Here is a 20,820-nt window from a genome sequence, read left to right as displayed (position 1 = left end):
TGTTAAATATTATTCTGTTTTGCCTTTTGGCTGTACACTATGGAAGCAATCCCCACAATGATAAAAGGAATACTGAGCAGCTGCCCCATATTCAGGAGCATATCTACCTCGAAATCTTCCTGAGGATTCTTCAAAAACTCTATGAAGAAACGAGCAGTAAAGAGAAGGGTCATAAACACTCCGAAGATGAGACCGGTCTTTTTATACGCATCGCGTTTCCAGTAGAGATACATACATATCGCGAATATGATAAGATAAGCAAGAGCTTCATAGATCTGCGTAGGGTGAGACGGAAGAGAGAATATAGGCTCTCCGCCGTAGATCTCACCACCGTAAAGATTGGTGATAAAGCGAAATCCCCAAGGAAGATCCGTAGGTCTGCCGTATATCTCATGGTTCATAAGGTTTCCGGTACGTATCATTGCCGCAACCAATCCGCTCGGTACGGCAAGACGGTCGAACACCCAGAGCATACTCTTATGACTCACTTTCTTACTATAAAAATAGATGGCAATGATGATACCGAGCACGCCTCCGTGACTTGCCAAACCTCCTTCCCATGTCTTGAGAATCTCTATCGGATTTGCCAGATAGTAGGATGGATTGTAGAAGAGAACGTGTCCCAACCGTGCACCGATAAATGTTCCGAGAACGGTATAAATAACAAGATAGGTAAACCATTTCTCAGGTAACTGCTCTCTTTTCCACATCTTATCGAGGATGTAGTACCCGAAAACCAAAAGTCCGACAGCGAACAACAGACCATACCAACTCAACCGAACTCTTCCCAGAGTAAGGATGATAGGATCTGCTTCCCATGTTATGTATGCCAACATATAGTTACTTCATTATAATTTTAGACATTGCAAATTTAGTCATAATATACGAGACGCCCTTACTCTAATATGATATAAGGCGACAATCTAAGGCTATCATCCACAGAGAAGAGCGAGGTCTCGTACAATCCTTTCCACGTGGGGAGATCTCCTTTGGTGAGAATACGCTTGAGAGCGGACGCCTGACGGAATGAGACATAAGGATGTCTGCGCAGCTCTCCACCTTCAAAAGATGAGATCCTGACAGGCATCGGAAGCTCTTTTACATAGAAGTAGGGCTTTATCCGGCTGTATCGCTCTCTATCCATTCCATAGACCTCCTGAAGCTGTTCCGTACAATAATAATAGCCCCAAAGCAGCTCCCTATACTTCACAATCCTTTTGGCAAAAGAGGGACCGATGCCGGGCACACGGACGAGTAGGACAGAGTCGGCACTGTTGAGGTCTATCTTCTCTCCTTTTTTCATCTTCTCCGGGAGCTGCTCACGTTTCGGAGGTCCGGGATAATGCTTTGTGCGAGAGACCGTATCTCTTGTTTCTCCGAAAGTGGCAGGAATATTCGGGACGGTATCGTTCAAAATCTCCGGACTTTCTTGTGCCACGATAGCTCCGTGGGATGTTTCGGACGGATCGGAATAGAGCAGATACCCGGCAAAGAGAGCGACAAAAAGGAGAAGAACGATGATGGCGATTACATCCGAACGTTTGAGATAAAACCAAGCAGGTCTTTTCTTACCCATGGGAAGCGGCTTTTATTGACAGATCCCGTCCGCAAGTCTGACGGTACGATCGGCTATCTTGGTCAGCGCATCGTCATGAGTTACGATGACGAAAGTGAGACCTTTTTCCTCTCTAAGCTTCAGGAACAGACTGTGCAGCTCCTCTTTGTGTGCCTTATCCAATGCTCCCGACGGCTCGTCTGCAAGGATCACCGTAGGGTTATTGATAAGAGCGCGACCCACGGCCACGCGTTGCTTTTCTCCGCCACTTAGTGCTGCCGGTTTGTGATGAAGCCTCTCTCCCATATTGAGATAACGGAGCAGCTCTTCCGCTTTGGCGTAGGCATCTTTCTTGGACACCCCTGCGATGAGAGCGGGTATTGCGACATTTTCGAGAGCGGTAAGCTCCGGCAGGATCTGATGAAACTGAAACACGAAGCCAATGTGTTTGTTGCGAAATCTTGCCTGCTCGTCTCCTTTAAGCGTTACTACGTCCGTGCCGTTGATCCGGACAGATCCTCCGTCCGGACTGTCCAGCGTCCCCAATATCTGCAGCAGGGTCGTCTTCCCGGTGCCACTTGCTCCCACGACGGCTACTATCTCTCGTTCGTACACCTCTATCGAGAGACCTTTCAGTATATGTAGCGGACCGAAGCTCTTCTCTATTCCTTGGGCGGATATTACAGCTTTGCTCATTCGTTTTCTTCTTTTTGGGTTATCACACTTACGGCATAATAAGCCGCGTAACATCCGGCTACGGCGGGCAGATAAGCCACGGTTCCGTTCACCGATTTCTTATTGTTTTCTCCGTCTGTTACTTCAAGCGTCTCCTTATCCGACAGCTCTTCGGAGTAGACAACGGGGAAAGAGACCGAGACGCCGAGCTTTCTCAATCTTTTCCGGACGACTCTTGAGAGAGGACATCCGCCTACTTTCTTCATGTCGCCCACTCTAAGCTTTGTGGGATCGAACTTCGAGCCGGCGCCCATGGCGGATATGAACGGCATGGAACGGCGTTGAAGCGAGGCGATCAGAAAGACCTTTGGGCTCAATGTATCTATTGCATCTATGACGAAAGCGTAGGGTTCTGCGTCCAGCAACTCTTCGGTGAATTCATCTTTCAGGAATAGCCGGTGAGTCCTAACAACACACTCCGGGGCAATATCTCTGATGCGCTCTTCCCATAAATCCACTTTAGCCTTTCCAACAGTCGAGCAGGCGGCAATGATCTGTCTGTTGCGGTTGCTCTCCTGAACCTCATCGGCATCCACGATAGTGAGGTGTCCCACTCCGACACGAGCCAACATCTCCAAAGCGTATCCTCCCACACCGCCTGCGCCCACCACCAGCACGTGAGCCTCTCTAAGCTTCTGCATGGCTTCGGTACCCATCAAGAGTTCGGTACGCTCCTGCCATCCGTAAACGTTCTCAATCATAGGCACAAAAATACGAAAAACGAAGAAGAGAGTGCTATCGTGACTCCTTTTTCGTATGTCAAACTTACAAACGAATATTTACTCTCTAAGGTGAAAAACAAAGATCTGCAAACCGGAAGTCCTAAAGCGTTTCCGGCTTGCAGATTCGTCTGCGAAAGAGATCGGCTAAGTCTTATCTGTATTCAAACAAAGCTCCTCTCTGTTTCATCTTGACTTTTTCGCCCACTACTTATAGCGCAACCACTGCATCAAGGTCTTGTAGGACGGTTTCTTGCCGTACATCAATATACCGACACGATATATTCTGGAAGCAAACCAGATAGAACCGAGAGCCGAAGCAATAAGTATTACAATGGATAGTACCAACTGCCACATCGGAGGCTCGAAAGGCAAACGAACCATCATCACCACCGGAGAAGAGAGTGGGAACATGGAAGCAAAAATAGTAAGCGGAGCATCCGGATTATTTGCAGCATAGAAGCCGAAGTAAAATGCCAACAAAGAAATGATCGTTACGGGCATCATCAGTTGTTGTCCGTCTTCATCGTTGTCTATCGCCGAGCCCACTGCGGCATAAAGAGAGGCATAGATCAGATAACCTCCAAGGAAGTAGAGGATGAATGACACGAAGATGAGCGAGAAGTTGATGCTCTGCAACGGCACAAGAATCTCTTCGATGAAGCCCTCCATCATGACACTTTCCTGTGCGGCAGAGATCTGCTTCATCTCCGCAACGGATGTAGTGAAGGTGTCGAACATGAAGAGCTGAAGCAGGAAGACTCCCCCGACAAACACCACAGCCCAAATAAAGAGCTGAGTGAAACCTATGAGAAGTGCAGCGATAATCTTGCCCATAAGAAGCTCAAAAGGCTGCACGGAGGAGATGATCACCTCCACGACACGATTCTTCTTCTCTTCCCGAACGGAGGCAAATACCATCATCCCGTACATGAAGATGAAGAAGTACATCACGAAATTGGTTATCATACCCAAAGCAGATGCCAAACCGGCAGAAGAAGAAACACTGTCCTCTCCGGATGCAACGATCTTTGCGGTTTGTATATCCAGACGCACCTTGGTATCATCAATAATGTTTTTCAGGTTCGGAATATCGAAAGAAGCGATCTTCTCCTCTTGAAGCACCGGCATGATCTGATCATAAACAAGATCCGAAAGCTCCGATGTAACCTGCTTTTCCGTAAAGATTTTTATCCCTCTGGGATTCTCCAACAAGTCCTCCGAGATGAGCACATAGGCATACATCTCTGTTCCTTCGGCTCGCTCCTCATCTAAGCTCTTGGAAGTGGTTATGAAACGAAAACCGTCCTTGTTCTTAAGGTGGGAGAAGTACTTTCCGGGCTGGTCTGCAACAAGAACCACTTTCTCTTCGTCCGTTGTACTCTTGGTGTTCATCAATATCGCCGGGATAAAGCTGATGGCGATAAAGAAGATCGGGGTGAGAATCGTAAAAATAATGAACGACTTCTTGAGTACCTTCTCACGATACTCACGAGATATTATTACTCCTAACTTTTTCATGCTTCTACTGCTACTGGTTCTGTTTTGGTTACAGTGTCTATGAATATGTCCTGTATGGACGGAATGATCTCTTCAAACTTCACAAGCTCGCCAAGTGGAACAAAGTCCGCGATAATCTCGTTCACGCTCGCCTGATTCGGGTTCAGCACCTCCACTTCCCAAAATCCGGCTCTCTCGTTATGATGCATACTGACACCGTAACGCTCCTTAAGAGATGACGGTATCTCAAATCCGTTGTTGGCGTAGTAGCTGATACCATATTTAGATCCCTTGAAACGCTGTTTGATTTCGCTTACTGAACCTTGAAGTACAAGGCGAGACTTATTGATCAGTCCCATATCATCGCACACCTCTTCCACGCTCTGCATATTGTGTGTGGAGAATATAATGGTGTGTCCTTTATCTTTGAAACCGAGGATTTCATCTTTTAGGAGCTTGGCATTGACGGGGTCGAAACCGCTGAAAGGCTCGTCAAAGATGAGCAGTTCGGGCTCATGAAGGACAGTGGCAACGAATTGCACCTTCTGCTGCATCCCTTTGGAGAGCTCTTCTACCTTGCGATTCCACCAAGGCATGATATCAAACTTCTCGAACCATTCTGTCAGCTTCTTCACGGCATCCTGTCTGGAAAGTCCTTTAAGTCTTGCCAGATAGATGGCCTGCTCTCCTACTTTCATCTTGCGGAAGAGTCCTCTCTCTTCAGGAAGGTATCCGATGTTCTGCGTATCCTCCTGTACCATTTTTCTTCCCTTAAACAACACTTCTCCGCTATCGGATATACCAATGCGGTTAAGTATGCGTATAAGAGTGGTCTTACCTGCTCCGTTGGGACCAAGTAAACCATAAACTCTTCCTTGCTGCACCTCTATGCTGACATGATCCAATGCACGATGAGCGGAAAAGTCTTTTACAATCTCTTTTGTTTCTATAAAAATCATCTGGTTCGTATGTGTGTGGATTATTATTTCAGTATGATATTGTTTGGGATGAGAACACGCTCTCCCAATCGGTTTGCCATATTGTTCCTAATGGCTGTCCAGCGTTGTATCTCTTTCAGAATCTCTGTACGCCGTTCGATATTCTCCTCATCTGGCTCCTTCAAGCTCTCCATAAGGTGGTCTATCTTCTCTCTGACGTAGTTGAACTTCAGGTTCAGAATAAGCTTATAGACAGCTGTTACCAGCTTGTGAGCCTCTTCCGTCTTATCTTTCTCTCCTCCATGAATGGCACTCAAAGGTCTTTCGTCCGTGATGATACGAGTACCCAACAGACGGATACCATCTTCCGGATGAGAGAGAAGCTGCTTGTAAATCTGCTCCTTATCCATATTCGGGATCATCTCTTTGTAGAGAAGGCGATAGAAACGCGTGAATGCTTCGGAGAAGAAGCCGGTGTCTTCCAGTTCGGACAGCTCTCCCTCCACCAGCTCGAATACTGCCGGAGAGTAAAGTTCGCCCGACTCGGTCTCAAACTTGATGGGATCAAGGATCGTAAAAATATCTTTGAGCAGAGCATGGAGCAAGGCAAACTCACCCGGTTTGAGGTTGTGATCCTTTGCCGGAGTCTGCACAAGTCGCTCTGTCTGCCCTTCTGTTGTGGGAGTCTCTGCCTCTTGTTCTATCCGTGAAAGAGATTGCTCGGAATGTTTCTGCCTCTCGCTCCTCTTCTCGCTGATGGATGAGAATGCCACTTCTTCCGATATTCCGGTATGAGCAACGGCTTCTTTGATGTAAAACTCCCTTGTCAGCTCATCCGGAATGAGTGCGATAGAGGATAGAATACTGCTCGTCATCTGCACGCGAGCCTGTACGTCCTGTCCCTTGTTTCGCATCAGAACATCGCTCTTAAAGCTCACAAAGTCCTGTTCATTGGCATCGACATAGGCGTAAAACTCCTCCGGTGTTTTCTCTTTGACAAATGTATCGGGGTCGTGTTCGGGAGGAAGCGTGAGGATCTTAACGTTCAATCCCTGCTCCAATCCCACATCAATACCACGAAGAGCCGCTTTAAGTCCCGGAGCATCACCGTCAAAAAAGAGCGTTATATTGTGAGTAAACCTCTTGATTTTACGCACTTGAGACTCTGTCAAAGCCGTACCGGAAGATGCCACCACATGCTTTATTCCTGCCTGATGAAGTGCCAAAACATCCATGTAACCCTCCACGACGAAGCATTTGTCCTGCTTTCCGATCTCCTGTTTTGCCTGAAAAAGTCCGTATAGCTCGTCTCCTTTACTATAAATATCCGTTTCGGGAGAGTTGACGTACTTCGCTGCTTTTTGAGAAGGTTTGAGGATGCGGCCTCCAAAACCAACGACACCTCCGGAGAGAGTATGTATCGGGAATATGATCCGACCTTGGAAACGTTCCCAGATGCGCCCGTCTTCTCCTTTCGTTATAAGTCCTGCCTTGATAAGAGATTCCTCCTTGAGACCTTTTTTCATAGCCTCTGAGTGGAGATACCCTTGCTTATCGGGAGAAAAGCCTATCTGAAACGCTTTCAAGACCTCTTCATGGAAGCCTCGTTCTCTGAAGTAGGATAGACCGATGGTGCGACCCTCTTGCACTTCAAACAGTTCGCGGACAAAAAGGTCGCGGGCAAAGCTGTTTGCCATGAAAAGAGCCTCTCTCTCGTTTCGGACTTCAAGCTCCTCCGCCGAGAGTTCGCGCTCCACAATCTCTATTCCATACTTTTTGGCAAGGTACCGAATGGCATCGACCCACGAGAGTTGCTCGTGTTTCATGATGAAATTGAGAGGAGAACCGCCCTCTCCACAGCTGAAACACTTGCATATATTCTTGGAAGGAGAAACGTAGAAAGAGGGATTGCGATCTTGATGAAAAGGACAGAGACCTATATAATTCTGTCCACGACGATGCAGAGATACGAAGTCGCTCACCACGTCTACTATCTCTGCTCTGTCCAGAACCTCATCTACTGTTCGGGCATCTATCCTATATTTTCCGCCAACACCCTCCATGCTGTTTCAAGATCCTCCTCTGTATCTATTCCGATAGTCGGGATGTTTGTCTCTCTGCATACTATCCGGAAGCCGTTTTGTAACCAACGGAGCTGCTCCAGCATCTCTATACACTCGTATGGAGAGCGCGGAAGTGCGCAGACTTTTTCCAATGCTTCCGGTCGGTAAGCGTACATACCAAGATGCTTGTAGTAAACCCCGGAAAGATCTGCCGGTATGCCTCCCTCATCTTTTCGGGAGTACGGAATCGGCAGGCGAGAGAAATAGAGTGCATTATCGGAGAGATCCCTAACCACTTTCACCACATTCGGATTCTTTGCCAGCTCCGAGACATCCCCCTCTTTAGCCAAATCTATGCAGAGTGTCGCTATATCCGTCCGTGCATCTTCAAATGCACCGCGAAGCAGATCCAAGTGTTCTTTTGAAACAAAAGGCTCATCCCCCTGCACATTGATGATGACATCCGCCACAAATCCGCTCTTCCTGTACGCCTCGAGGCAACGATCCGTTCCGCTTTGATGGTCCGGAGAGGTCATGATGGCTTTTCCGCCGTGTGCCTCCACGGCATCCACAATCTCTTGAGAATCCGTTGCGACAACGGCAAGATCCGCATACCGACTTGCACGATTGTAGACATGTACCACTATGGGCAGCTCTCCGAGCAGTCTCAACGGCTTACGGGGCAGGCGTTGAGAGCCTATCCGGGCAGGAATGATTGCTATTGTTTTCATCGACATTGCTATACTTAAAGATCTCTCTGCAAAGATAGCGGAAAAAGCCTATGGTGTCCCGATTTATTTTCTCAAGACACGCAAGGCTTCCGAAGTGGATGTCAGGATCGGTTCGGTAGATATGGGAGCACCCACGGCATGCTTCATCCAATGGTTCGGAAGTATTCGTCCCACAGAGAACATCCGCTGTACCTCTTTTGCCAAGTTCTTATCTCCCATGTATTTCTCTATCTGGAAGTTGATAAGATGCCCTACGGAATAGTTCGGCAAATAGAGCGGATAGACCAACATGTGAGAATAAATTCCCAGCAGGGTCTCGTCTTTTCCTCCGAGTATGTCGGCATAGTAGCTGTTCCAAACCTCTTTGGAGATCCTCAAGAAAGCCTCTTTGAGTTCTGCCGGAGAGGCTTCGGGGTTGGCATACATCCACTCCCACACGGCGATGTCCACGAGCGACACACCCATGATCTCGTAACAGCTCCAAAACTTATCGAGAGCCATATAGTACATATCCTCTTCCGAAATGGTCTGCAATCCGAGCAGCTGAAGATCTTTCAGCTGAAACAAGAAAGCAAGAGCCTCTGTAAAGCCGGTATTGGGAACGCCGTTGAGCATATAATAGTCGACATCGTTCATCGAAATGGTCTGTTCGACGTTGTGTCCGAACTCGTGTACGGCAATATTGTACCCTTTGTAGTCCATCCCTTTCTCCCCTATTCTTGTACGCAGTCGGGCTACATCGCCTCTCATCATAGAGCCCATGGCGTGTCCGGCACCTCTCGAAGGATCCACCACAATCAGTGACGTGATGCGTTCAGCCTCTTCCGGTGTCCAGCCGAGCTTTACAAGGATATGAGGCAGATCTGCTTTGAGAGCATCCGGATTGGGATAGAGCTTGGAAGTGATCTTTGTAAGCTCATCTTCGGACATGGTTCCGCGAGGTTTGAATCCGTCGTACCAAATATCGAAAGGCTCCAACGGACGACCGAGTCGCTCTGCAATGAAGGATGCCACCTCTCTCACCTGGGGCGATGTAAGCAGACTGATGAAGAGCGATTTGACCTCAGCCAGCGGAATCTCCATATCCCGATCTATGGCTCTGTCTATCTGGGTGGGATAGTGAGGGAAGTAAGGGTCCAGAGCTTTTGAGGAAAGAAAATTGTTGAGCAGTGCCACATAACGCCTGTCTTCCGAACTTTTCGCCGCCACATCGGCTCCGGAAGCATCCACGATCTTATTGCTGTAAGGCTCCCAAAGCAGCTCTTCATTGCCCACAACGTTTTCAGGCAGGGTCTGATCTATTATTCGCTTCATCACTTGGTAGATCATCCGCTGTTTGGTGAGACCTTGCTCTTTGTTCGCGTAGTTGGATTTAAGCTCGTCTCTCAACCCCCAATGGGATATGAGCTTCATATCTTCGGGGAAGAGTCTCTGCCCGTTTTCGTCCACAAGGTTGCCCATTACGATATTGTATTCGGCTATATAGGTGTCGTTCTCGGTAAGAACCTTGGACTGCCCTTGCTTTATGGATGCCGGCACGCGAGAGATAAAGCGGTCTCCCATCCGTGCATAAGCCCACTCTCTCCTGCTCCAGCTCTCTCCCAGACGGCTCTTCTCTTCGAGCGTATAGAATGGGAAGTTGAGTGCCGTAACGAATGCCACCTTCCCGGAGAACATATCGTCATCCAGGTGTGAGTACACATCGTAGTAGCCAAAGAGCATATCCACCTCCGTTGTGGCAGGTCCCGATACGTGCAAAGGGCGTTTCAGGTGAGAGTCTATCTTATGAAAGTGTCCGATCATAACTTCAAAGTTGCGCTCCAGAGTATCGTACAGCTTGGAGAGTTCTGCCTCATTCGCCACAAACATTTTGCGGCAAAAAGCCTCGAACTCTTCGGCTGTGCCATCTTCGGCACGCCACAAAGCTGCCACTTGAGAGACTCCACGCTCTATTCTGAACAAGGAGGACTTCCCATGCAACATCTTTAGGGTGTCTGTCGTTTTCTGTATCTGTTCCATAGTGATAGAGGTTGCCGCCTCCGACTTATCCGTGCCACACTTATTCTGTCCGGCACAAGCAGAAAGCAGTAAAGCGAAAGTCGCAAGCAAGATTGCATTTAATCGTCTCATAGGTCCTTAACTAAATTGGTTCTACTATTTCTTTGGAGATCTCTTTCGCTAAAAAGAGATTAAAATATCCATGTAAATATAAAACGTTTTAGGGGAACGAACAAAGCGAATACTATTAAGAAGAAAAAAGGGCATAAGGGAAAGATGCTCCGGCAAAGTGCACTTTTATATAAAAACAGGGAGATGAAGCCATTTTTTCCGACCGGGGCATCTTCTCCTCAAATTGCGCCCACGCCTTAAGAAAAGAGATAAAAACCTATAAACCAACAGATTCACGAATTTATTGAATTTGAGAACTTTTCTCCCTTTGGTCGCTTTCAGGTGCCATTTTCGCGTTAACAAACTTCAAAATATGAAGGATTGAGTGTGAATGGATCTTAATGCAAAAATCACCCCAAAAACCGACATTAAAGGGCAAAAACCATTAAAACACTAATTATCAACAGAGTAAGCAAAAATTCTAAACACGTTAATCGAATCCGGTAAACGTGTTTAATGAAATCACTAAACATGTTCATTGAAAAATTAAACACGTTAAGCCGACAAAATATGCTCGTTTAGCGTTTTGGCTTAGCAGGTATCGGAATTTGTGTTAATAAAATGAGGTGATTTTAACTATTCCCCTACCCTCTAAAAATGAGGTGTCGGATCAAAATAGAGAGAGGGAAAAAGAGAAGCGTTTTCGGTATAGAATATATAAAAATGAAAGGGTCGGCGAATTTTGATTTTTCAACAAAATTTCAGAGTTTGCATGACAAAAAAATAATCCCTAAATTTATCCCGATTTTTGGAAACGGATCTCTCCGATTTGGTAAAAACCACAACCCAAACCGGAGAAAACAGAGAGCTTCCCGAAATGGAATCGAATACTGAATTATGTACCATATTTAACGATATAACACAAGAAAGTTATGGAAATACCATTTGCAGAATCTTACCGCATCAAAATGGTTGAGCCGATCCACAGATCGACTCGTGAAGAGCGTGAACAATGGATCAAGGAGGCGAAGTATAACCTCTTCAAGCTAAGCAGCAAACACGTTTTTATCGACCTCCTGACAGACTCCGGCACCGGAGCAATGAGCAACCGCCAATGGTCTGCCATGATGATGGGAGACGAAAGCTATGCCGGAGCAGAAAGCTATTTCGAGCTGAAAGAAGCTATCGAAAAGATCCTCGGATTCCCTTACTTCTTACCTACTCACCAGGGACGCGCAGCAGAGAACGTGCTTTTCTCTACAATCGTAAAAGAGGGCGACTATCTTCCGGGCAACTCTCACTTTGACACCACAAAAGGTCATATAGAATACCGCAAGGCTCATGCCGTAGACTGTACCATCTCAGCGGCTGCACAGACAGAGCTTGAGCTTCCGTTCAAGGGAGAAGTAGACTTGGAAAAGCTGGAAAAGGTGTTGGCAAACAACCCTAAAGAGAAGATCCCTTGCGTGGTACTTACGGTAACCAACAACACGGCAGGCGGTCAGCCCGTATCTATGAAGAATATACGCGACGTACACAACCTCTGCCGCAAGTATGATATTCCATTGCTGTTGGACTCTGCACGCTTTGCAGAAAATGCTTACTTCATCAAGACAAGAGAAGAGGGCTATGCGGACAAGAGCATCAAAGAGATCGTGCGCGAAATGTTCTCTTATGCAGACATGATGACCATGTCCAGCAAAAAAGACGCTATCGTAAACATGGGCGGTTTCGTGGCTTTCAAGAACGAAGAGCTATGGAAAAGATGCCAGATGTTCTGTATTATGAACGAAGGATATATCACCTACGGTGGTATGAGTGGACGAGATATGGCTGCCTTGGCAGTAGGCTTGGACGAAGGCACTCAATTCGATACATTGGACACCAGAATACGTCAGGTGCAATATCTTGCGGCAAAACTCGATGAGTATGGCATACCTTATCAACGTCCGGCAGGCGGACACGCCATCTTCCTCGATGCCAAAAAGATCCTTCCTCAACTGCCTCGCGAAGAGTTCGTAGCCCAAACATTGGGAGTGGAACTCTATCTGGAAGCCGGAATACGCGGTGTGGAGATCGGTGCCATCCTTGCAGACCGGGATCCTGAAACCAAAGAGAACAGATACCCGGAGCTTGAACTGCTTCGTCTTGCAATACCTCGCCGTACATATACAAACAACCACATGGATGTGATTGCCGCAGCAGTGAAAAATGTATATGACCGCAGAGAAAGCATCACAAAAGGATATGCGATAACTTTTGAACAACCCGTGATGCGTCACTTCACAGTAGAACTTAAAAAGCTATAACGTGAAGCTGCTCATCAAACACTTATAAGCGGAAAGAAATATTCGGCGAGTCTCACCTGATAAACTGTGTGAGGCTCGCCGAATGACTTTTATTCCCCCGAACGGAGAGCAGCGAAGAAGACTTGAAAGTGATACATTTGCCAATAAAATCGGACTCTCTTAAAAAATTGTCCTAATAAAGATAATGTTCTATATTTGCATAATAGAATAATGTAAGCAAGATTTATACACAAACACTTATACATTTCATTATGAATATTTCTCACATTGAGCACTTGGGTATTGCCGTTAAGAGCATCGAAGATTCTCTTCCATACTACGAGGGAGTCTTGGGTCTAAAGTGCTACAACATCGAAGTAGTAGAAGACCAAAAAGTAAAAACCGCTTTCTTCAAGGTAGGACAAACCAAGATAGAGCTTCTTGAACCAACCTCAGAAGACAGTACTATTGCGAAGTTCATAGAGAAAAAAGGAGAAGGTATCCACCACATTGCATTCTCTGTAGCCGATGTGAATGCAGAGCTGCCACTTTTGGAAGAAAAAGGTGTTCAGCTTATCGACAAGAAAGCCCGTAAAGGAGCAGAAGGTCTAAACATCGCATTCCTTCACCCGAAAAGTACAAGAGGCGTACTTACGGAGCTTTGCTGCTCTTGCGAATAACACTCCGCGAAGAGCCAAGACTTTTAGATCAGAAAGACAAACAAAATAAACACGAAATTTAGAATGAGTACTCAGTTAGACAAGATAAGAGAGCTTATCGAGAAAAGAAATACAGCTCGCCTGGGCGGCGGTGAAAAACGTATCGAAAGCCAGCATGCTCGTGGAAAATATACTGCTCGCGAACGTATAGCACTCCTTTTGGATGAAGGAAGCTTCGAGGAGTTCGATATGTTCGTACAGCACAGATGCTCGAACTTTGGTATAGATAAAACAAAGTTTCTCGGTGATGGTGTAGTGGTAGGCTCCGGTACAATAGACGGCAGACTGGTTTACATCTTTGCTCAAGACTTTACCGTATTTGGCGGTGCACTCTCTGAAATGCTTGCCGCTAAGATCTGTAAGGTGATGGATATGGCTATGAAGATGGGTGCTCCCGTTATCGGTCTTAACGACTCAGGCGGTGCACGTATCCAAGAAGGCGTAAACGCTCTTGCAGGATATGCAGAGATATTCCAACGCAATATCCTTGCTTCCGGTGTGGTACCTCAAATATCTGCCATCTTCGGTCCTTGTGCCGGTGGTGCGGTTTACTCTCCGGCTCTTACCGACTTCAATATCATGTGCCGTGGAACAAGCTATATGTTCCTTACCGGTCCTAAAGTGGTTAAGACCGTAACGTATGAAGATGTAACACAAGAAGAGCTTGGTGGAGCAGATGTTCACACAACCAAGTCGGGCGTGGCACACTTCGCAGTGGATACAGAAGAGGAAGGACTAAATCTTATCCGCCATCTTCTCAGCTTCATGCCGCAAAACAACATGGAGGATGCTCCGGCCATCGAATGCACCGACCCTGTAAACAGAATGGAAGATGCGTTGAATCACATCATTCCAGACTCTCCTAACCGTGCATACGATATGTATGACGTGATCGGTGCTATCGTGGATAATGGTGAGTTTCTTGAAGTACACAGAGACTACGCACAGAATATCATCGTTGGTTTTGCTCGCTTCGGCGGTCAGAGTGTAGGTATCATTGCCAACCAACCAAAGGTGATGGCGGGTAGTTTGGACTGTAACGCGTCTCGCAAGGGTGCTCGTTTCGTTCGCTTCTGCGATGCTTTCAATATTCCTCTTGTTACGCTTGTGGACGTTCCTGGATTCCTTCCGGGTACCGGTCAAGAGTACAACGGCGTCATCACTCACGGGGCAAAGATTCTTTATGCTTACGGAGAAGCTACCGTGCCTAAGATTACAATCATTCTTCGCAAAGCGTATGGTGGTGCTTATATCGTAATGAGTTCTAAACACTTGCGCGGTGACATCAACTACGCTTGGCCTTCTGCAGAAATTGCCGTAATGGGTCCATCGGGAGCTGTTGAAGTGATCTTTGCGAAAGAAGTTGCTGCTGCAAGCGATCCGGCATTGGCTGCACAAGAAAAAGAAGCAGAGTATCGCAATGCATTTGCAAACCCATACAATGCTGCATCTTACGGTTACATCGACGATGTTATCGAGCCTGCAAATACTCGCTTCCGCATCGTAAGAGCATTGAAGCAGCTTCAAACAAAGAAAGTGTACAACCCGGCGAAGAAACACGACAACATTCCGCTATAATGTACTCTATCTTCAGACATGAATTCTTGCAAGATGAATAAACTTTTCATCAGGAGTACGCTCCTTCTCCTATGTTTTATCTTTCCTTTGACTATATCGGCTCAGAGCGTGAAAGCTCTGCGTCTGAATGAAGTGCTGGTAGTTAATGAAACAAACTTTATTGACGGTTACGGCAACAGGAGTGCTTGGATAGAAATATACAACAACTCCGCAGGAACGGTAAACATAGGAGGTTGCTTTCTGACTGATGATCAAAGCAATCCTAAGAAATATCCTATTCCGAGAGGAGACGTAAAAACAAAGATCGCTCCATTTCAGCACACTCTTTTCTGGGCTGATAACTCTCCGGAAAAAGGGACATTTCATGTTAATTTTACGTTAAAAACAGATCAACCGAACTATCTTGCCCTCTATGACGCCGATGGCAAAACTCTTATAGACGAAATAATGATACCTGCCGGACAAAAAGCGGATATCAGTTACGGAAGAACGGTAGACGGCAAGCCCGGATGGTCTGAACTTAAAAAAACAACTCCGGACACCAATAACGTCACTTTGGACACCAATACTAAAGTGGAAAACTTAAAGGTCAATGACCCTTACGGTGTCGCAATAATAGTAATATCTATGTTAGTAGTATTTTTAGCACTTATAGTCTTCTTCCTTGTGTTTAAGCCTGTGGGGAAATCTTTTACTCGCAATCAGGAAGGAAGAAGAAATGTCAAAGACATGTCGGATGCGGGCATCAAGCCAACGCCTTGTAAGGGAAAAGCGGACGACGCTGTCTATGCAGCTATTGCGATGGCTATGTATGAACACTTCGAGTCAGGCTATGAAAAAGACGGTCGGATCACTATCTCTCCGGCTAAGAAAGCCTATTCTCCGTGGAGTTCTAAAATACAAACCATGAGACAGTACCCAAGATAATAGAACGCTTGGAAGAGTCCGTCTATCTGCCCGTACAGATAGAGGAAAGACCTATAATAAATTTACACTCAAAGAATACAGAACAATGCAAACTTACAAATACACTATCAATGGTAAGGAATACGAAGTAACCATTGGAGAGACTAAAGGTAACGAAGTAGCCGTTAGTGTAAATGGCACACCATATACCGTAACTAAGGAAGGCAAGCAAGCAGCAGCGCCTGTACCTCAACCGGCTTCCGCTCCGGCTCCAACACCTAAAGCAGCTCCGGCTCCCGTTGCAGCACCTGCACCTCAACCGGCTCCTGCTCCTGCGGCTCCTGCTCCTGCAGCGTCAGGCTCAGGTCATGCCGTTAAATCTCCTCTTCCGGGAGTAATATTGGATATTACCTGCAATGTGGGAGATGCTGTGAAAAAAGGGCAAAAGCTTCTTGTCTTGGAAGCAATGAAGATGGAGAACGACATCAAAGCGGACAGAGACGGTGTTGTCGCATCTATCAATGTGGCTAAAGGCGAAAGCATCCAAGAAGGTCATACCCTCGTTACTATTTCATAATAAGCTCTCATGTTTGAAGCATTCTTAGATGTGCTTAGCAGCAGCCTCGATATGTTTATAAGCAATACGGGGTTTGCGAATGCCACATGGCAGCATTTTGTAATGTTGTCATTCGGATTGCTTTTCATCTTTTTAGGCATCAAATATGAGTGGGAGCCTCTTCTGCTCATCCCGATAGGTTTTGGGATGCTCATTGGCAATATTCCATTCAATGAAGAAGCCGGTTTACAGATAGGTATCTACGAAGAGGGTTCGGTACTGAATATCCTCTATCAAGGGGTTAGACAGGGGTGGTATCCTCCTCTTATATTCTTGGGCATCGGGGCAATGACGGACTTCTCTGCTCTCATATCCAATCCCAAGCTTATTTTGATTGGAGCGGCGGCTCAGTTCGGTATTTTCGGAGCATATGCCTTGGCTTTAGCTTTCGGTTTTGAACCGCATCAAGCCGGAGCCATCGGTATCATCGGAGGAGCAGATGGTCCTACTGCGATCTTTCTTGCTTCAAAGTTAGCTCCGAATCTGCTTGGAGCCATTGCTGTGTCTGCCTACTCTTACATGGCGTTGGTACCGCTTATCCAGCCTCCATTCATGCGTATGCTCACGACATCGAAAGAGCGCCTTATACGCATGAAGCCTCCACGTCAGGTCTCTCATACGGAGAAAGTCCTCTTCCCTATCATTGGTTTGTTGCTCACTACCTTTATTGTTCCTTCCGGACTACCTTTGTTAGGAATGCTGTTTTTCGGCAATCTCCTCAAAGAAAGCGGTGTTACAAGAAGACTGGCAGAGACTGCAAGAGGACCGCTTATTGACGTTGTAACGATTTTGCTTGGTGTTACCGTGGGTGCTTCAACGCAAGCATCTCAATTTCTATCCACACAGTCTGTTCTTATCTTTGGGCTTGGAGCATTCTCCTTTATGCTTGCAACTTGTGCAGGGATATTGTTTGTCAAGTTCTTCAACCTTTTCCTAAAAGGAGACAACAAGATAAACCCTCTCATCGGCAATGCCGGAGTATCTGCCGTTCCGGACTCTGCTCGCATATCGAACCATGTCGGATTGGAGTATGACGACACCAACTATCTGCTCATGCACGCTATGGGACCCAATGTTGCCGGAGTCATCGGCTCTGCCGTAGCCGCCGGTATTCTGCTCGGCTTCCTCAGCTAAAAAGGATAAAGACATTTATAATATAAAAGGAGAAGATTTCGCTTGAGATCTTCTCCTTTTTATTTTATAGCAAATGAGCAAAACACCCGGGAGATACTTGTCTACGAAAAGCGACAATCCTCTTTCTGCCCCAAAGTATCGGCAAAACAAAAAACGTCATTCCGAATCCCGCTCTTTTCTAAGCTCGTCCAAATAGCTCGCTGTTATCACACCAGACGGCAGCGCAATAATAGCCACACCAAACAGAGAAGACAACATACTGATGGCTCTTCCCATTTCCGTCACGGGACAGAGATCGCCGTATCCCACGGTGGTAAGGGTTACAGTAGCCCAGTAGAGAGCATCAAAGAAAGAGGAGAATGTCGGTTCGCCGGTTTTCGGATTGATATAAGGCTCGGTGTTGAACATCACCAGAGCGGTAAGGAAGATATAAAAAAGGGCTATCACCAGCACGGACAGCAACACTTTCTTCTCCTTTTTCAGCACATTCAGAAAGATGGCAAGCTTATCCGTATATCGGAAAAACTTAAACAGCCGGAATATCCGCACCAGACGGGAAAGCCTGAAAACCTTCAACGCAGGAGAGAATATAGCCAAAGCCGGCAGTATGGAGAGAAGATCCACAATAGCCATGATGGTAAAAGGATAGATAAGGAAAGACCATCCTCCCCTCTTTAGTTTAAGATCGGCAGTACTCCAACGCAGCACATAGTCCACGATAAAGATGCAGACGGTTACCAGCTCCATCTGCCGGAATATCGGATAATTCGTCATGAACATAAGGGGTACGATGCTCACCATTATGGCTATGACCATAAAAATATCGTAGGCATGGCTCCATCTGTTGCCACACTCTCCTTTTTCTATAAGGATAAAGAGTCGTTCTCTCAGCGACTGCGGCTGATACGGCTTAGCATTATTCGGGGACATTATCTCTATTAAAGTTTTTTATCTATTTCGGATGTAAAGTTACAAGTTTGGATAAAAAACAAGCCTTTCCTCCGATGAACTTGCAGCCTAAACCGGCAGAGGAAAGAGTAAAAACAGCCGTATCACTCATCTTGTGGGCATTAAAAGCCCCGTTTATAGCCTAATATTGCTTGTTTTTCCTATCTTTGGAATGGTATATAGTACCACTTTATGCCGGAAACAGACCGATGACTACCATACTCATACAAGAAAACAGTGTACTCAGCAACGTGGTAAGGCAGCACGTCATACTGCTTCCCATGCTTAACCGATTTGGGATACGTCTCGGATTGGGAGACAAGAGTATGAAGGCTGTATGCGAAGAAAAAGGAATAGATATAGAGTCCTTCCTTCACATTGCAAACAGCTACATAGACCCCTCATACCTGAAGAAGGTCAGACTCTCTCCGTTCTATCCTCAAATGATGGCGGACTACCTTGCAAGGACAAATGCTTTCTATATTGATGCACAGATACCCAATATAGAGGTACATATGTCTCCTCTATTGCGCGACAGTAACGACAATCCTTCGCTAAAGCTCTTGTCAAGATTTTTGGGAGAGTTCAAAGAGTTGCTCTTAAAACGGATAGCCCACGATACAGAAGTGCTTCTCCCCCACTTCAGGGCTCTTAACGAGAGACTCGGACAGGATATCAAACGTATCACTCTCGGCACTCCGTCCGAAGAGACGACAGATAAGAGCGAAGAGCTGATAAGCGATATTCAGGAAGTGATGATCAAGCACTTATCCGGCGAGTTCAACGACAACTTGAGCTATGCCGTGCTATTCAGCCTCGTCATGATCGAAAAAGATCTGGCGTGTAACAACAGACTCAGACGCCGACTCTTCTTTCCCATGCTGCGAGCCATGGAAACAGAGTTGGGTGTAGAGCATATAAAATAGGAGAGAACCTCGCATGGCATCATCCAAGACATACGTAGCGATAGTAATTTCCGAGACCCTCCGCAGGGCGGGACTTGAGTTTATCCTGCGCTCTGTCGGGGAAAGATGCCTCATAGACACGTTCGACAGCTTTCAGATCTTCTTCGCATCGGACATCGAAAGGTACGACATCGTCTATATGGAGGACACGCAGCTGGTTCTTAACGAGGAGGCTCTACGAGGTCGCAAGTTTCGCATCGTGCCGGTCTACACCAACAGAGTTCCGCTTCCGGACTCTCCGGAAGATATACAAGGGATCTGTACTCAGTGGGATGCCGGAGAGATCAGGAGCGCATTGGCTCAGACCCTCAAGCGGAAGCTCTACTCTCCAAACATGGCAAAGGATCTCTCTCTCCGCGAAATGGAGGTCTTGAAAGAGGTTTCCCTCGGACGCACCAACAAAGAGATAGCAGATCTCTTGGACATCAGTATGAATACGGTGATGACTCACCGCAAAAACATCACCACAAAACTGGGAATAAAGACCGTGTCCGGTCTCACGTTTTATGCTCTCATGAACGGAATACTTTCTTCGGAAGAGGTAGAGAGCGTAGTGGGCGGAGACGTTTAGTATTAACTATAAAAACAGAAATTTCTAACCCTTAAAACAGTGTATTTTATCATGAAAAAAAGATTACTTACTCTCGTAGCACTTCTTGCTTTCGCCTTGCCTGTGGCGGCATCTGCTCAGATAGACATTTTTGTAAAGGCGGGAGCCAATTTCTCTCAGTTCCCAAACAAGCCATTGGATATTAAAGCACAAGATATACTTTCTGCTCATGCAGGTTTGGGTGTCGAGGTGGGAGTGCCATTCTTGCCATTGTATGCAGATGCGGCTCTTCTCTACTCCAGAAAAGGAGCAAACATCTTCGACAAGAGCAAAGATGCAACAGAAAAAATTCGCGAAGACCTCTTGATCATCCCTTTGAATGCAAAGGTCAAACTGGACTTCTTTGAGAATTTCGGAGTGATTTTGTTTGCCGGGCCCAACTTTGCTTACTCTATCAGCAACAACTTCGACCAGCTCAAAACACAGTCGTTCAACGAAGTTAAGTTCAACAAGGCAAGCTTCGGATTCCAAGCCGGTATGGGTATCGAGTTGTTCGAGAAGCTACAAATCACCGCTCAATACGAAGCTCCGTTCAAGAGCAACTATCAGTACACCGGCACAAGTGCACTCATAGAAAACTTCTACAACAACAAAAACAAGACAATAACCATATCTGCGGCATATCTATTCTGATCCTGCAGACATTCTTATATCGGGAGGCTGTGTCGGGATATTGTCTTGACACAGCCTCTTGAATGTGAGAACA

19 protein-coding genes are annotated in these 20,820 nt (G+C 46.4%); 9 read left to right on the top strand and 10 right to left on the bottom strand.

All coding sequences use genetic code 11. The features are described from left to right. Nucleotides 1-2: 2 nt before the first annotated feature. The 9 genes from lgt to HQ43_RS04005 form a co-directional block, all read right to left on the bottom strand. On the bottom strand, nt 3-836 hold the full coding sequence (lgt, locus tag HQ43_RS04045) for a prolipoprotein diacylglyceryl transferase (RefSeq protein WP_036790045.1): 834 nt from the start codon (nt 834-836) through the stop codon (nt 3-5). Nucleotides 837-895: 59 nt separating this feature from the next. Then, the gene (locus tag HQ43_RS04040; RefSeq protein WP_052103063.1) at nt 896-1,576 is read right to left on the bottom strand and encodes a ComEA family DNA-binding protein; all 681 of its coding nucleotides are present in this window, start codon (nt 1,574-1,576) and stop codon (nt 896-898) included. A 12-nt stretch (nt 1,577-1,588) separates the two neighbouring features. After that, complete coding sequence (locus HQ43_RS04035; RefSeq protein ID WP_036790042.1) at nt 1,589-2,251, bottom strand: ABC transporter ATP-binding protein; 663 nt, start codon at nt 2,249-2,251, stop codon at nt 1,589-1,591. Beyond that, on the bottom strand, nt 2,248-2,991 hold the full coding sequence (locus HQ43_RS04030) for a tRNA threonylcarbamoyladenosine dehydratase (protein WP_036790039.1): 744 nt from the start codon (nt 2,989-2,991) through the stop codon (nt 2,248-2,250). Before HQ43_RS04030 ends, HQ43_RS04035 begins: the two co-directional genes overlap by 4 nt. Before the next feature lie 225 nt (nt 2,992-3,216). Next, nucleotides 3,217-4,530 carry an ABC transporter permease gene (locus HQ43_RS04025; RefSeq protein ID WP_036790036.1) on the bottom strand — a complete coding sequence of 438 codons (1,314 nt, stop codon included), beginning with the start codon at nt 4,528-4,530 and terminating at the stop codon, nt 3,217-3,219. After that, on the bottom strand, nt 4,527-5,468 hold the full coding sequence (locus HQ43_RS04020; protein WP_036790032.1) for an ABC transporter ATP-binding protein: 942 nt from the start codon (nt 5,466-5,468) through the stop codon (nt 4,527-4,529). The genes HQ43_RS04025 and HQ43_RS04020 overlap by 4 nt, the downstream gene beginning before the upstream one ends. A gap of 23 nt (nt 5,469-5,491) precedes the next feature. Continuing rightward, nucleotides 5,492-7,510, bottom strand: coding sequence for a DNA primase (dnaG, locus tag HQ43_RS04015; RefSeq protein ID WP_036790029.1), 2,019 nt, complete (start codon nt 7,508-7,510; stop codon nt 5,492-5,494). Further along, nucleotides 7,480-8,241: a 3-deoxy-manno-octulosonate cytidylyltransferase gene (kdsB, locus tag HQ43_RS04010; RefSeq protein WP_036790026.1), complete on the bottom strand. Its 762-nt coding sequence runs from the start codon at nt 8,239-8,241 to the stop codon at nt 7,480-7,482. The genes dnaG and kdsB overlap by 31 nt, the downstream gene beginning before the upstream one ends. A 63-nt stretch (nt 8,242-8,304) precedes the next feature. Continuing rightward, entirely contained in the window at nt 8,305-10,371 is a 2,067-nt protein-coding gene (locus HQ43_RS04005) for a gluzincin family metallopeptidase (RefSeq protein ID WP_036790023.1), read from the bottom strand. Nucleotides 10,372-11,282: 911 nt separating this feature from the next. On the opposite strand from HQ43_RS04005, the gene HQ43_RS03995 reads away from it, so the two are divergent. The 6 genes from HQ43_RS03995 (at nt 11,283) to HQ43_RS03970 (ending at nt 17,591) form a co-directional block, all read left to right on the top strand. Continuing rightward, the gene (locus tag HQ43_RS03995; RefSeq protein WP_036790017.1) at nt 11,283-12,659 is read left to right on the top strand and encodes a tryptophanase; all 1,377 of its coding nucleotides are present in this window, start codon (nt 11,283-11,285) and stop codon (nt 12,657-12,659) included. A 251-nt stretch (nt 12,660-12,910) separates the two neighbouring features. Further along, nucleotides 12,911-13,318 (top strand): methylmalonyl-CoA epimerase, encoded by a 408-nt coding sequence (mce, locus tag HQ43_RS03990; RefSeq protein ID WP_036790014.1) that lies wholly within the window; start codon nt 12,911-12,913, stop codon nt 13,316-13,318. 63 nt (nt 13,319-13,381) lie between these two features. After that, nucleotides 13,382-14,935, top strand: coding sequence for an acyl-CoA carboxylase subunit beta (locus HQ43_RS03985; protein ID WP_036790011.1), 1,554 nt, complete (start codon nt 13,382-13,384; stop codon nt 14,933-14,935). A gap of 33 nt (nt 14,936-14,968) precedes the next feature. Next, nucleotides 14,969-15,862, top strand: a complete 894-nt coding sequence (locus HQ43_RS03980; RefSeq protein ID WP_036790190.1) for an OadG family transporter subunit — start codon at nt 14,969-14,971, stop codon at nt 15,860-15,862. An 85-nt stretch (nt 15,863-15,947) separates the two neighbouring features. Further along, nucleotides 15,948-16,418: an acetyl-CoA carboxylase biotin carboxyl carrier protein subunit gene (locus HQ43_RS03975; protein WP_036790008.1), complete on the top strand. Its 471-nt coding sequence runs from the start codon at nt 15,948-15,950 to the stop codon at nt 16,416-16,418. Nucleotides 16,419-16,427: 9 nt separating this feature from the next. Next, entirely contained in the window at nt 16,428-17,591 is a 1,164-nt protein-coding gene (locus HQ43_RS03970; RefSeq protein WP_036790005.1) for a sodium ion-translocating decarboxylase subunit beta, read from the top strand. Between the two features lie 156 nt (nt 17,592-17,747). On the opposite strand, the gene HQ43_RS03965 is transcribed toward HQ43_RS03970, so the two are convergent. Continuing rightward, entirely contained in the window at nt 17,748-18,521 is a 774-nt protein-coding gene (locus tag HQ43_RS03965) for an ion transporter (protein WP_052089953.1), read from the bottom strand. Between the two features lie 227 nt (nt 18,522-18,748). On the opposite strand from HQ43_RS03965, the gene HQ43_RS03960 reads away from it, so the two are divergent. Genes HQ43_RS03960 through HQ43_RS03950 form a run of 3 tightly spaced genes read left to right on the top strand, consistent with a single transcriptional unit; the run spans nt 18,749 to nt 20,747 of the window. After that, nucleotides 18,749-19,465 carry a hypothetical protein gene (locus tag HQ43_RS03960; RefSeq protein WP_036790001.1) on the top strand — a complete coding sequence of 239 codons (717 nt, stop codon included), beginning with the start codon at nt 18,749-18,751 and terminating at the stop codon, nt 19,463-19,465. Between the two features lie 13 nt (nt 19,466-19,478). Further along, nucleotides 19,479-20,075: a LuxR C-terminal-related transcriptional regulator gene (locus HQ43_RS03955; RefSeq protein WP_036789998.1), complete on the top strand. Its 597-nt coding sequence runs from the start codon at nt 19,479-19,481 to the stop codon at nt 20,073-20,075. Between the two features lie 51 nt (nt 20,076-20,126). Beyond that, the gene (locus HQ43_RS03950; protein ID WP_036789995.1) at nt 20,127-20,747 is read left to right on the top strand and encodes an outer membrane beta-barrel protein; all 621 of its coding nucleotides are present in this window, start codon (nt 20,127-20,129) and stop codon (nt 20,745-20,747) included. The last annotated feature ends 73 nt before the right edge of the window (nt 20,748-20,820 follow it).

It is taken from the genome of Porphyromonas canoris (assembly GCF_000769115.1).
Lineage (GTDB): Bacteria > Bacteroidota > Bacteroidia > Bacteroidales > Porphyromonadaceae > Porphyromonas_A > Porphyromonas_A canoris.
This window is presented reverse-complemented; position numbering and strand designations above follow the sequence as displayed.

Coding starts and splice junctions, on each gene's coding strand:
- lgt (WP_036790045.1), bottom strand. CDS start 836: ATGTTGGCATACATAACATGGGAAGCAGATCCTATCATCCTTACTCTG.
- HQ43_RS04040 (WP_052103063.1), bottom strand. CDS start 1,576: ATGGGTAAGAAAAGACCTGCTTGGTTTTATCTCAAACGTTCGGATGTA.
- HQ43_RS04035 (WP_036790042.1), bottom strand. CDS start 2,251: ATGAGCAAAGCTGTAATATCCGCCCAAGGAATAGAGAAGAGCTTCGGT.
- HQ43_RS04030 (WP_036790039.1), bottom strand. CDS start 2,991: ATGATTGAGAACGTTTACGGATGGCAGGAGCGTACCGAACTCTTGATG.
- HQ43_RS04025 (WP_036790036.1), bottom strand. CDS start 4,530: ATGAAAAAGTTAGGAGTAATAATATCTCGTGAGTATCGTGAGAAGGTA.
- HQ43_RS04020 (WP_036790032.1), bottom strand. CDS start 5,468: ATGATTTTTATAGAAACAAAAGAGATTGTAAAAGACTTTTCCGCTCAT.
- dnaG (WP_036790029.1), bottom strand. CDS start 7,510: ATGGAGGGTGTTGGCGGAAAATATAGGATAGATGCCCGAACAGTAGAT.
- kdsB (WP_036790026.1), bottom strand. CDS start 8,241: ATGAAAACAATAGCAATCATTCCTGCCCGGATAGGCTCTCAACGCCTG.
- HQ43_RS04005 (WP_036790023.1), bottom strand. CDS start 10,371: ATGAGACGATTAAATGCAATCTTGCTTGCGACTTTCGCTTTACTGCTT.
- HQ43_RS03995 (WP_036790017.1), top strand. CDS start 11,283: ATGGAAATACCATTTGCAGAATCTTACCGCATCAAAATGGTTGAGCCG.
- mce (WP_036790014.1), top strand. CDS start 12,911: ATGAATATTTCTCACATTGAGCACTTGGGTATTGCCGTTAAGAGCATC.
- HQ43_RS03985 (WP_036790011.1), top strand. CDS start 13,382: ATGAGTACTCAGTTAGACAAGATAAGAGAGCTTATCGAGAAAAGAAAT.
- HQ43_RS03980 (WP_036790190.1), top strand. CDS start 14,969: ATGAATAAACTTTTCATCAGGAGTACGCTCCTTCTCCTATGTTTTATC.
- HQ43_RS03975 (WP_036790008.1), top strand. CDS start 15,948: ATGCAAACTTACAAATACACTATCAATGGTAAGGAATACGAAGTAACC.
- HQ43_RS03970 (WP_036790005.1), top strand. CDS start 16,428: ATGTTTGAAGCATTCTTAGATGTGCTTAGCAGCAGCCTCGATATGTTT.
- HQ43_RS03965 (WP_052089953.1), bottom strand. CDS start 18,521: ATGTCCCCGAATAATGCTAAGCCGTATCAGCCGCAGTCGCTGAGAGAA.
- HQ43_RS03960 (WP_036790001.1), top strand. CDS start 18,749: ATGACTACCATACTCATACAAGAAAACAGTGTACTCAGCAACGTGGTA.
- HQ43_RS03955 (WP_036789998.1), top strand. CDS start 19,479: ATGGCATCATCCAAGACATACGTAGCGATAGTAATTTCCGAGACCCTC.
- HQ43_RS03950 (WP_036789995.1), top strand. CDS start 20,127: ATGAAAAAAAGATTACTTACTCTCGTAGCACTTCTTGCTTTCGCCTTG.